This is a genomic window from Kribbella turkmenica (assembly GCF_004348725.1).
GTDB classification, from domain to species: domain Bacteria; phylum Actinomycetota; class Actinomycetes; order Propionibacteriales; family Kribbellaceae; genus Kribbella; species Kribbella turkmenica.
The window spans coordinates 16,855-28,648 of the sequence record NZ_SMKR01000097.1 but is presented as its reverse complement, the minus strand read 5'-3'; the positions used below and the strand labels follow the sequence as shown (position 1 = coordinate 28,648).

Sequence of the window (11,794 nt, the reverse complement as noted above, 5' to 3'; positions counted from 1 at the left end):
GGGAACGGGTGTGGGGATTGTCTGGAGGTCGGCGGGTGGTGGTTCCACCTGCGGCGGTGTGCGCAGTGTGGACACGTCGGGTGTTGTGACTCGTCGCCGGCGCAGCACGCCTCCGCGCATGCCCGGGAGTCCGGGCATCCGATCGTGCAGAGCTTCGAGCCGGGTGAGGACTGGTTCTGGCACTACGGCGAGTCCCAGTACTACGACGGTCCGGAGCTCGCCCCGCCCGGCTCGCGGCCCGAGGAACAGCCGGTTCCGGGCGGCAACGTCCCCGAGGACTGGAAGTCCAAGCTCCACCGCTGATCAGAGCACGAAACCGGCGGGGAAAGGGTCGTCGGGGTCGAGCAGGTACTGACCCATGCCGGTGATCCACGCGCGCCCGCGCACAGTGGGTACGACGCCCGGCCGGTCGCCGACCGTGGTTTCCTCGAGCAGCCGGCCGGTGAACGAGGTCCCGATGAAGGACTCGTTCACGAAGTCCTCACCGAGCCCGAGCTCACCGCGCGCGTGCAGCTGCGCCATCCGCGCGCACGTCCCGGTCCCACACGGTGAACGGTCGAACCACCCTGGGTGGATCGCCATCGCGTTCCGCGAGTGGCTCCCGTTCCGCCCGGGCGCGGTGAACTGCACGTGCTTGCAGCTGTGGATCCCCGGGTCCAGCGGATGCACCGGCCGGTCCGTCGCGTTGATCGCCGCCATGATGTCCAGACCGGCCTTCAGGATCCGGTCCTTCTCCGCCCGGTCGAACGGGATCCCGAGCTGCTCGAGCGGCAGGATCGCGTAGAAGTTCCCCCCGTACGCCAGGTCGTACACCACCGTGCCCAGCCCCGGCACGTTCACGGACGCGTCCAGGGCGTGACTGTACGCCGGAACGTTCCGCAACGTCACGTGCTCGGCCCGACCGTTGCTCACGGCAACGTCGACGACGACCAGCCCGGCCGGTGTGTCGAGCCGGACGGTGGTGACCGGCTCGGCCACCTCGACCATGCCCGACTCGACCAGCACGGTGGCGACGCCGATGGTGCCGTGGCCGCACATCGGCAGGCAGCCGGAGACCTCGACGTACAGCACGCCCCAGTCGGCGTCGGACCGCGTCGGCGGCTGCAGGATCGCGCCGCTCATCGCGGAGTGGCCGCGCGGCTCGTTCATCAGGAACAGCCGCAGGTCGTCCAGGTGCTTGACGAAGTACTCGCGCCGCTCGGCCATCGTCGTCCCGGGGACGACGCCGACGCCGCCGGTGACGACGCGGGTCGGCATCCCCTCGGTGTGCGAGTCGATCGCGGTGATCGTCCGGACGGACCTCATCGCAAGCTCTCCACGGCCTTCTTCATGTCCTGCTCCAGCTGGGCGACGTGCTCGGGGACCAGCGGGCCCCGCGGCGGGCGGCACGGGCCGCCGTACCGGCCGACGTAGTCCATGCCGTACTTGATCGCCTGGACGAACTCGACCCGCGAGTCCCACCGGAAGGCGGCGACGAGCGGCTCGTAGAGCGCCCGGGCCTCTTCCAGCTTGCCCTGTACGGCGAGGTCGAACAACCGGACCGACTCCGCCGGGAACACGTTCGGGAACCCGGCGAACCAGCCGGTCGCCCCCATCAGCAGCGCCTCCAGGGTGAGGTCGTCCGCGCCGGCGACGACGGCCAGGTCGGGGGCGAGCTCGCGGATCTCCAGGATCCGGCGGACGTCGCCGGAGAACTCCTTGACCGCGACGACGTTCTCGAGCTGCGCGATCTCGGCGAGCAGGTCCGGGGTCAGGTCGACCTTGGTGTCGAGCGGGTTGTTGTAGACCATCACCGGCAGTCCGGCCTTGGCGACCTCGGCGAAGTGGTGAAGGACCTCGCCGCGGTTCGCCCGGTACATGGTCGGCGGCAGGCAGAGTACGCCGTCCGCACCGTCCTCGGCCGCCTTCTCGGCCCAGGCCCGGGCCTGGTGCGCGCCGACACCGTGGACGCCGACGACCACGACACCGTCGTCGCCGACGGCCTCGATCGCGGTCCGGGCGACGGCCCGGCGCTCGTCGTCGGTCAGCGACGAGTACTCCCCCAGCGAGCCGTTCGGGCCGACGCCGCGGCAGCCGTTGTCGACCAGCCAGCGGCAGTGCTCGGCGTACTTGTCCAGATCGGGCCGCAACCCGGCGGGCGCGCTCGCGTCCTCGGTGTACGGCAACGCGGTGGCGACGATCACGCCTTCCAGCTTCTCGGTCACTGTTCCTCCTGCGCTTCGGCCAGATCGCGCAGCCTCACGGGTACGGCGATCGGACGTCTCATGGATGGTTCGGGTACGTCGTCTCGTTCGGTGACGAGGGCGGCGACGGTGCGCGCGCACACGCGTCCCTGACACAACCCGAGGCCGGCGCGGCTGGTGAGCTTCAGCGCCCGCCCGTCGGCCAGGTCCCGCTCGACGACAGCGCCTTCGATGTCGCCCCGGGTCACTTCCTCGCACCGGCACACGACGGTCTCCGGACGGCTCCAGCTCCGCCACCCGTCGCGCACCGGGTACGCCTTGGCCAGCGCGGTCGCGAACCGCCGGCCCTTCACAACCTTGCGATGCTCTGCGGGTGATGCTGCTTGCCGAGCGGCCGCGGCGCCGGCCACCCGGCCTTCGGCCGCGGCGAGGTCGGCACCACCGATGCCGGTCAGCTCACCCGCGGCGAAGACACCGGGTGTGGTGGTCTGCTGGTTCGCGTCGACGACGACTGCGGGCCCGCCGTCCGGTCCGGTGGTCAGCTCGCAGCGGGCCGAGACGGCCAGCTCCAGCTGGGCGGTGAATCCGAAGCCGAGGCAGACGGCATCGACCGCGACCGTGCGCTCGCTCCCGGCGCGCGGGCGCCAGCCCGCGTCCAGCCGCGCGATCGTGACCGCTTCGACGCGGTCCGTGCCGTGGGCCGCGATCACGGTCCAACCGTGCCGCAGCGGAATCCGGTGCCGTGCCAGCAGGGCGCCGTACCCGACCGCCTCGCGAAGCTTGCTGGTGGCAACCAGTGGGTCGGTCGCCCAGCCGTGGCGGACGGTACGCAGGGAGTTCGCCTCGAGCAGGCCGACGACCTCAGCCCCGATGCCGACCAGGGACTCCGCCACCGGCAGCAGGAACGGGCCGGTCCCCGCGACCAGCACCCGCTTCCCGACCGCGACCCGTTGACCTTTCGCCAGCGCCTGCGCCGCACCAGCACTGTAGACACCCGGCAGATCCCAGCCAGGGAAGGGAAGCACGCGGTCGTACGCCCCGGTCGCGAGCACGATCGCCTTCGCCTCCACGGCGAAGACCTCCCGCCCGGCCCCGTCGGCCGGCCCTCGCTGGACCCACAACCGATTCCCCTGCTCCAGCGCCCACACGGACGTCTCCGCCAGGCGGGCGATCCGGTCGTGCGCCGCCAGCCGATCGCGCTTGCCGACGAAGTCCTCCCACCCATGCTGCAAGTGTCCGGGGCGCCGCACCCGGAGCTCCTCGGCCGGCTGCCGATTGAATTGACCGCCCACGGCCCGCGCGCTGTCGATCAACAGCACGCTCGCGCCGGCATCTCCGGCCGCCAGCGCCGCCGCGATCCCGGCAGGCCCGGCGCCCACCACAGCGACGTCGACAACTCTCGGCGCGGACGTCCGCGCCGTGTGCGTTTCAGTCGGCGCAGGAAGGACCGCACCCTCTTGGGTGGTGATCGCATCGCCCGGCCGAACCGTACGCTGGCAGGCCCGGACGTCAGGGATGCCGTTGACCACGACCAGGCAGTCGTAACAGGCGCCGATGCCGCAGAAGACGCCGCGCGGTCGTCCGGCGATTCTGGTGGTGCGCCAGGAGGTGCGGCCGGTCGCGATCAGCGCGGCCGCGACCGTCTGACCGGGGACGGTCTCGACCAGTTCGCCGTTCACGCTGATCTTCATGCGGCCAGCACCGCCGGGCGGTCGACGCGGAACGGGTCCGGTGCGACGTGCGGCTCGAGTCCCAGGAAGAGTTCGGTGACGAGGCGGCCGGTGGATGCTGCCAGCCCGATGCCGGCGCCCTCGTGACCCGTTGCGTGCCACAGGCCGCCGACTCGTGGGTCCGGCCCGATGACCGGCAGGTGATCAGGTGCGTACGGCCGGAACCCGCCGTACGTGCGCATCACCGGCACGTCACCTAGGAACGGGAACAGCCCGACCGCCTTGCGTGCGAGCTCCCGCAGGACCTTCACCCGGATCGCCTCGTCGAACCCGATCCGCTCCCGGCTCGACCCGATCAGCACGGTCCCGGCCCGTGTCGACTCCACCACCGTCGACGTCTGCAGGTCGGCGTCACCGCTTCCGACCGCACCGACGTAGTCAGCGTCGTACACCTTGTGTCGCACGCAGTCCGGCAGCGGCGCGGTGACGAGAATCATGCCGCGTCGTGGCAGCACGTGGATCGGCGCACCCGCCGCCGCGGCGAACGTCCCGGCCCACGGCCCGCACGCGTTCAGCACCGCACCACAGACGATCTCGCCGGCCGACGTCTCGACACCGACGACTCGACCCGACGCGGTCCGCAGGGACAGCGCGTCGACTCCTGATCGAACCGAGCTCCCACGAGACCGTACGGCGGTCAGCAGCGCGGTCGCCGCGAGCACCGGCTGCAGTTGCGCGTCGTCGGGATAGTGGACGCCGATCGTCACGTCGCGCGTGAGCAGCGGCTCGAGCTCGAAGGTTTCCGCCGGCGTGATCAGCCGGGCGTCGACACCGGCCGCGCGCTGCTTGGCCGCGAACGCCTTCAGCGGCCCGGATTCGGCCGTCGCCACGACGACTCCGCCCTTGTCCTCCCACTCGACATCGGCGACCCGCTCCGGCAACCGTGCCAGTACGGCGCCCCACTCGGCGCGAGACGCGATCGCCAGGTCGAGCTCTGGCCCGGGCTCCTTGTCGGAGACCAGCACGTTGCCCTCGCCGGACGCCGTCGTCGCGGAAGCCACCGCGCCGCGGTCGACCACGACGACCCGCACCCCGGCCGCGGTCAGCGCCTCCGCGCAGGCCGCGCCGACGATGCCGGCGCCCACGACAACCACGTCGGCCGTCGCAGCTACAGGCATCTCACCGCCTCCTTGCCGTTCACTAAAATGAACGATATCGAGCGTACGGCGGGATCCTGCTCAGGTCAACGCGGTCATTCGGGCAGGTGCGGGCCGCCCGGCGTCACCGGCGGCGCGTCCGGCGGGTACTCGAGCAGCAGGACCGACCGGACCGGGCCGTCGAGCGCCTCGTACTCGTGCGGTCCGCCGGCCCGGAAGGCGAGGTAGTCGCCTTCGCCCAGTTCCTCGGTCCGTCCCCGGGAGGTGACCCGGAGCCGCCCGCTCAGGACGATGTGGTGCTCGGTTCCGGGATGCCCGTCCGAGTGCTGGACGGCCCCGGCCCGGACCTCCTGGTGGTAGATCTCGAACAACCCGCCCGGGTGCTCCAGCCGCCGGAGCATCCGCAGGTCGATCGCCTCGCCTGACAGCACGTCGATGTCCGTGGACCGCACCAGGACCAGGTCCGTGGTCGGCGCCTCGCTCAGCAGAGTCGACACCGGCACGCCTAGAGCGTTCGACAGACTGAACACCGTCTCGATCGTCGGGTTGCCCGTCCCGGACTCCAGCTGCGACAGCGTGCCCTTCGCGATCCCGGACCGCCGGGCGAGCTCCGACAGCGAGATTCCCTGCTCGTCCCGCCGCGCTCGCAGATTCACCCCGAGCAACCGTCCCGCACCCATCGCCGCCACACGCCGGAGCATGCCATATCTTCGGCCGGGCCTTCGGCGCCGGCGTGGTCACGGACCCTGACTCCCGGCCTTCCCTCGTCGCTCCAGTCGCTTCGCTCCCTGCGCTCCTCAGTCCAGGCCGGGGGCCCGTGACCTGCGTGGACCGTCTGATTACGGGATGACGCGGCGTCGCCGGAGCTCGGCGAAGATGCCGAAGAACATCTCGTCGGTGGCGACGTACTCGTGGAAACCGGCCCGGCGGGCCTTGGACGAGTCGGCGAAGAAGTCGTAGTCCCAGCCGAAGACGAAGTCCGCGAACGGCCATGACGACACCTCCGCGTACGACGTCTGCGCGAGACCGTACGTCGCCTGCAGCTCCTTCCACAGCGGCTCCTTGTCGGACATCACGTCCTGCAGGGACATCTGCAACGGCGGCGCGACCTCGAGGCCGAACCAGCCGGCCAGCTTGGGCCACAGCTCGTTCCAGCGGAACAGGTCCCCGTTCGTGATGTTGAACGCCTGGTTCGCCGCGGCCGGCTCAGTCGCCGCCCACACCGTCGCCTTCGCCAGCAGCCCGGCGTCGGTCAGCTCCAGCAGCGCGTCGTACGCGCCCGGCTTGCCCGGGAACCGCAGCGGTACGCCCAGCTCCTTCGACATCGACGCGTAGACCGCGATCGCGACCGCCAGGTTCATCGGGTTGCCGAGGGCCACTCCACCGACGACCGACGGGCGCAGCGCCGACCAGGTCCACGCCTTGCCGTGCTGCCGCTGCTCGAGGAACTGCTGCTGGTCGACGTTGAACTCCGGCGGCAGGTGCGGCGGGTCGTCCTCGCGCGCCGGTGTCTTGAACGGCCCGAGGTGGGCGCCGTACACCTTGTAACCCTGCATCAGGCTCACGTGCCGCAGCCCGCGCGCGACCGGCTCGATCGCGTCGACCACGTTGACCAGCATCGCGAGGTTCGGCGGCACCAGTTCGGCCCAGGTCGGGCGGTCCTGGTAGGCGACGTAGAACACGTGCGTCACGTCGGTGGGGCCGGCCAGCTTCGCCCGGGTGTCGTCCGGATCCAGCAGGTCGACGGCGACGTGCCGGACGCGGCCCGGTACGTCGGCGCCACCGCGCCGGGACAGACCGACTACCCGCCAGTCACCCAGCGAGGCCAGATGCTCGACCAGATTCGTCCCGATCACTCCGCGAGCGCCGACCACCACAGCAACTTTCTCCATGCCCAACAGCCTGGCTGACCTGCCCGGATAAAGCCAAGGCATAGTTTTCACCGAAGCCATAAGCTGAGTTCATGACGACTCTCCGGCAGCTCGAGTACCTGGTCACCGTGGTCGACCAGGGTTCGTTCACCAAGGCCGCCGAGCACCTGCACGTGACGCAGCCGGCGCTGTCCCATCAGATTCGCACCCTGGAGCGGTCGGCCGGTGGACCACTGCTGGAGCGGCTGCCGCGAAACGTCCGGCTGACCCCGACCGGCCGCGCGATGATGCCGCACGCCCGCGCCGCGCTCGCCGACGCCGAACGCGCCCGCTGCGCGGCCCGCCAAGCCGCAGGGCTCGAGGTCGGTGAGCTACAGATCGCCACCCTGTACTCGATCACCCTGGGAGTCCTGCCGGCCGCACTCCGGAGGTGGCGTCAGATTTATCCCGACGTCGGCATCCGGCTGTTCGAGCACCGCCACACCGACGAACTCGCCGAGGCGATGCACGCCGGTCAGGCGGATCTGGCCGTCGGCCCGGAGCCGGCCGGCTGGCCGGGCAGGACCTACTGGCTGCGCACCGAGGAACTGGTGGTCGTGCTCGCCGCGGACGACCCGGCCGCCGTCGGCGAAACGGTCTGTCTCAGGGACCTGAAGAACCGCGCGTGGGTGCACTACACACCGGGTCACGGCTTGGGCGACGTCCTGGATCTTGCTTGTGCACAAGCCGGCTTCGAACCGCGGGTCGCCGTCCGCACCGAGCAGACCGCCGCCGCCCCGGCGCTCGCGACTGCCGGGCTCGGACCAGCTCTGGTGCCCGACACCATCCTGCCCACCGGCTTCGAGGGGCACGTCCTGCGCCCCGATCCCCCGGTCTGCCGGACGCTCACGGCGTACACCCGCGGTGCGCCCGACCCCCTCGCCGCGGCCTTCGTCGACGTCCTTCGATCCTGACCCCCGGTGCCCCTCCGGGCCCTCTCAGACCTTCAGCGAAAGCTTGCCCAGGGCATCGACGAGTGGTGCCAGCTCAGGCAGGTCGGCGGCCTTCTCCAGAGCGGCCGTCAGGACGGCGTCGTGCGTGGGCTGGGCCTGGTCGAGCAGGTCGCGGCCGGCCTCGGTGACCTCGGTGTAGATGCCGCGACGGTCGGTCGGGCACAGGTACCGCTGCAGCAGGCCGCGATCCTCCAGCCGGTTCACCAGCCGGGTGGTCGCGGACTGGCTCAGTACGACCGCGTTCGACAGCTGGTTCATCCGCAGGTGGTAGTCGTCCTGGCGGGCGAGCACGTCGAGCACGCTGTACTCGCTCACCGACAGGCCGTGCTGCTTCTGCAGCGCGCGCTCCAACTCGTCCTCGATCCGGGCGTGCAGCGCCGCCAGGGTCCGCCATCCCTGCGCCCGCGCCTCGGCGGCGTCGTCCGGTAGTCCCACGGCTCCTCCACTTGATCTTCATGATTGCATGCGCAATCATAGCGCTTGCGCAATTGCCCGCGTCTGCAACTATTGCGTTCGCTGATAACAGTCATCAGATTACATTCGAGGAGACATCCAGTCATGCCCGCAGCCCTCCTGGCTTTGGCGATCGGTGCGTTCGGGATCGGAACGACCGAGTTCGTCATCATGGGCCTGCTGCCCGAGGTCGCGACCGACTTCGGCGTCAGCATCCCGTCCGCCGGCCTGCTCATCTCCGGCTACGCCCTCGGGGTCGTGATCGGCGCCCCGTTGCTCACCGCGATCGGGTCCAAGGTGTCCCGCAAGACCGTGCTGGTCGCCCTGATGGGTGTTTTCATCGCCGGCAACCTGCTGTCCGCGCTCGCCCCGTCGTACGGCGTACTGATGACCGGGCGGATCGTCGCCGCGCTGTCCCACGGCGCGTTCTTCGGGGTCAGCTCGGTGGTCGCCGCGTCGCTGGTACCGAAGGCGAAGCAGGCCAGTGCGATCGCGCTGATGTTCACCGGCCTGACCGTGGCCAACGTCTTCGGCGTCCCTGGCGGTACGGCGCTCGGTCAGCAGTTCGGCTGGCGGTCGACGTTCTGGGCGGTCACGGTGCTCGGCGTGGCCGGGTTGCTCGGCATCGTGTTCCTGGTCCCGCGGCAGAGCACGTCCGAAGGGTCCGGCCTGCGCAGCGAACTGGCCGTGTTCAAGAACCTGCAGGTGTGGCTCGCGCTGGCGATGACCGCGCTCGGGTTCGCCGGCGTGTTCGCGTCCTTCACCTACATCGCGCCGATGATGACCGAGGTCGCGGGCTTCTCGGCCGGCGCGGTCACCTGGCTGCTGGTGCTGTTCGGCGGCGGCCTGGTGGTCGGCAACCTGCTCGGCGGCAAGGCGGCCGACCGGTCGCTGATGCCGAGCCTGTACGCGATCCTCGCGCTGCTGGCCGCCGTGCTGCTGGCGTTCGTCTTCACCGCCCGTGGGCAGGTGACGTCGGCGGTCACGATCGCCGTGTTCGGTGCGGCCGGCTTCGCCACCGTGGCGCCGCTGCAGAAGCGCGTGATGGACAAGGCCGCGGGTGCGCCGGCGCTCGCGTCCGCGGCCAACATCGCCGCCTTCAACCTGGGGAACGCGATCGGTGCCTACCTCGGCGGACTGACCATCGAGCACGGCTTCGGCTACACCGCCCCCAACTGGGTCGGGGCCGCCCTGGCTGCCTCCGGCCTGGCAGTCGCCGTGGTCGCCGGGCTGCTGGACCGGCGCGGCGCGTCGGGTGAGCTGAAGGTGTACGGCGACGCGCCGAGGAAGTCCTCGTCCGTGGACACGTCCGGCATGTTCGCCGGGTGAGTGGGCCTGCTCCTGCTCGTCCGCGGACGTACTGCGGCGCACTGACCGGTACGGCGACATGACCCGGCCGCTGAAGTTGCGTCAGGCAACCTTCACCGGCTGTGCGGCGGAACTTCCGCTGCAGCCCGCCATGTCGAACTCGCCCTCGACCCTCGGAGAAGTTCGCGCCCGGGATGATGCCCGGCGTACCAGCATGAACTCGCAGCAGCCGACCACCAGGACCACCTCCTGGCGATAGCGGCGGTGGTGGCCCAGCCGGTCTTCACGCTTTCTTCGGCACGGCGATGACGACGGCGTTGCTGAGATACCCGGTGCCGTCCCAGTCCTCACAGGTGACCAGGACCAGCCGGCCCGGGACGCCCTGGTCGAACAGCCGCGCGGCCTGCTTGGCCAGCGCCTTCTTGCGGTAGATGGTCACCGACGAGACCACGTAGTTCAGCGTGCCGCGGCCGGTGGTCACCGAAACGGCGGCGCCGGCGGACAGTTCGTCCAGGTCGTCGAACGCACCACCGCCGTCGTGCACGGTGTGGCCGGTGATGATGGCCGAACCCTGGGCCGCGCCGGGCAGTGCACCGTCGGACCACCAGCCGACGAGGCGCGGGTTGGCCGGTGGGATGAGCGTGCCGCCGCGGGCGCGGATGCTGAGGACGCGCGCGGAGATCCCCAGACTCGGCACCGTCACCTTCACCGGGCTCCCCGGCCGGACCGGGGTCGTGCTCCTGGCCTCGGGCGGTGGCGGCGGACTGCCCTGGGTGGCCTTCGACGACGGCCGCGCCGGTACGGCGGACGTCGTCCCGGCGACCGACGATGAGGCCGACGAAGAGGCCGGGGACGACGAAGGGCCGGCCGCGGTCTGCGGCCGGCCTGCGTCGTTCCCGGGTCGGGCGACCTCATCCTTGAGCTGGATGTAGCCGCCGGTCAGGAGAAGTGCTGCGCCGGCCGCCAGGGCTCCGATCGTCCACCACGATGAACGAGCGCGGCCCGGGCGGCGACGCTTCGCGGACATGTCAGGCAGCGTGCTGGCCGCGCGTCTGCCGGGACTTCAGGATGCCGGCGAACACGAGCACACCACCGAGCGTGAGCAGGGCGATACCGCCGATGCCCTGGCTGCTGGTGACCGCGGACATGTTCTTGAGACCACCGGACTGCCCCGCGTCGATCTCGGTCGGGACCGCGACCGTCGGCGTGCTGGTCGGGCTGTCGGACGGAGTGGCCGACGGCGACTCACTCGGGGTCTCCGACGGCGTCTCACTCGGAGTCTCCGACGGGGTCTCCGACGGGGTCTCGCTCGGGGTCTCCGACGGCGTCTCGCTCGGGGTCTCCGACGGCGTCTCGCTCGGGGTCTCCGACGGCGTCTCGCTGGGCGTCTCTGACGGCGTCTCGCTCGGGGTCTCCGACGGCGTCTCGCTCGGCGTCGGGGTCGGCGTGGTCGTCGACCCCTTCTTCACGCAGAAGCTCACGTGGCTGATGCCGTAGTACTTCTTGTGCTTGTTCTGGGAGTTCACCGGCGTGTGCAGCCCGGTGTCCGCAGCCGATCCGGCCGGCGTGTAGTCGTAGTGGTTGGCCGCCGGCCCGCCCTTCACCAGAACGGCGAACACGACGCCACCGCTGGCGGTGAAGTCGACCACGGCGCCACCGGTCTGGTCGCCCTCGTGCTCCGGGTCGTCCTCGACCAGCGTGCGCTTGGTCCAGGTGACCGTCACGCCCGCCTTGGTCTTCGAGCCCGGCGTGTCACCCTCGAACTTGATCTCCTTCGAACCCGGGATCACGTTCTCGCACTTCGGGTTGCCGTCGATGATGGCGCCGCTCGCCGAGGCGGACGGAGCCATCGCGAGCGTGACGCCGCCCATCACGAGCGCCAGCGTGCCGGCGCCGCTGAGCAGTACGACCGTGCGGGACCGCTTCGAGCGCCCGCGGGCGTCCACGGTTGTGTCGTTCACAAGTCTTCCCCATGTCTGAGGCCGGTCAGGCGACCGGCACGTCGTAGGCGGCCCCGCCGGAGAACACGTCCCCCAGCCGGGCCGAGCGGTGATTGCCCATCCGTCGAACCGGCGCTTGCGGCCGGCCGGCCGAACTCCCGACCGGACACGCCTTCGCGTGTTCCGGCACCCCGCGTGAACTTCGGCCCACGCATTCTGG

Annotated in this window: 12 protein-coding genes; 3 read left to right on the top strand and 9 right to left on the bottom strand. The window is 70.8% G+C overall.

Features of this window, described 5'->3' with window-relative positions; all coding sequences use genetic code 11:
- Positions 1–303, top strand: a 303-nt coding sequence (locus E1218_RS21750; RefSeq protein ID WP_132323002.1) for a UBP-type zinc finger domain-containing protein, incomplete at its 5' end; no start/stop codon positions are given.
- Here E1218_RS21750 and E1218_RS21745 read toward each other — a convergent pair.
- From E1218_RS21745 to E1218_RS21720, 6 genes are all read right to left on the bottom strand, one after another.
- On the bottom strand, positions 304–1,305 hold the full coding sequence (locus E1218_RS21745) for a proline racemase family protein (protein WP_132323000.1): 1,002 nt from the start codon (positions 1,303–1,305) through the stop codon (positions 304–306). It lies immediately after the preceding gene.
- Entirely contained in the window at positions 1,302–2,204 is a 903-nt protein-coding gene (locus E1218_RS21740; RefSeq protein ID WP_132322998.1) for a dihydrodipicolinate synthase family protein, read from the bottom strand. The genes E1218_RS21745 and E1218_RS21740 overlap by 4 nt, the downstream gene beginning before the upstream one ends.
- Positions 2,201–3,874, bottom strand: coding sequence for an FAD-dependent oxidoreductase (locus tag E1218_RS21735; protein WP_132322996.1), 1,674 nt, complete (start codon positions 3,872–3,874; stop codon positions 2,201–2,203). Before E1218_RS21735 ends, E1218_RS21740 begins: the two co-directional genes overlap by 4 nt.
- On the bottom strand, positions 3,871–5,031 hold the full coding sequence (locus tag E1218_RS21730; RefSeq protein ID WP_132322994.1) for an NAD(P)/FAD-dependent oxidoreductase: 1,161 nt from the start codon (positions 5,029–5,031) through the stop codon (positions 3,871–3,873). Before E1218_RS21730 ends, E1218_RS21735 begins: the two co-directional genes overlap by 4 nt.
- 74 nt (positions 5,032–5,105) lie before the next feature.
- A complete protein-coding gene (locus E1218_RS21725) occupies positions 5,106–5,711 on the bottom strand; it encodes a helix-turn-helix domain-containing protein (protein ID WP_202866128.1) in 606 nt (201 codons plus the stop codon).
- 138 nt (positions 5,712–5,849) lie between these two features.
- Positions 5,850–6,902 (bottom strand): SDR family oxidoreductase, encoded by a 1,053-nt coding sequence (locus E1218_RS21720; protein ID WP_233712371.1) that lies wholly within the window; start codon positions 6,900–6,902, stop codon positions 5,850–5,852.
- A 71-nt stretch (positions 6,903–6,973) separates the two neighbouring features.
- Here E1218_RS21720 and E1218_RS21715 point away from each other — a divergent pair, with 71 nt between their 5' ends.
- Entirely contained in the window at positions 6,974–7,834 is an 861-nt protein-coding gene (locus E1218_RS21715; protein WP_132322990.1) for a LysR family transcriptional regulator, read from the top strand.
- 24 nt (positions 7,835–7,858) lie between these two features.
- Here E1218_RS21715 and E1218_RS21710 read toward each other — a convergent pair whose 3' ends face one another.
- Positions 7,859–8,308: a MarR family winged helix-turn-helix transcriptional regulator gene (locus tag E1218_RS21710; protein WP_132322988.1), complete on the bottom strand. Its 450-nt coding sequence runs from the start codon at positions 8,306–8,308 to the stop codon at positions 7,859–7,861.
- 123 nt (positions 8,309–8,431) lie between these two features.
- On the opposite strand from E1218_RS21710, the gene E1218_RS21705 reads away from it, so the two are divergent.
- Positions 8,432–9,655 (top strand): MFS transporter, encoded by a 1,224-nt coding sequence (locus tag E1218_RS21705; protein WP_233712370.1) that lies wholly within the window; start codon positions 8,432–8,434, stop codon positions 9,653–9,655.
- Positions 9,656–9,917: 262 nt separating this feature from the next.
- Here the strand turns inward: E1218_RS21705 and E1218_RS21700 are convergent, their stop codons facing one another.
- On the bottom strand, positions 9,918–10,661 hold the full coding sequence (locus E1218_RS21700; RefSeq protein ID WP_132322986.1) for a class F sortase: 744 nt from the start codon (positions 10,659–10,661) through the stop codon (positions 9,918–9,920).
- Between the two features lies 1 nt (position 10,662).
- Positions 10,663–11,595: a hypothetical protein gene (locus E1218_RS36680; RefSeq protein ID WP_202866126.1), complete on the bottom strand. Its 933-nt coding sequence runs from the start codon at positions 11,593–11,595 to the stop codon at positions 10,663–10,665.
- Positions 11,596–11,794: the final 199 nt, after the last annotated feature.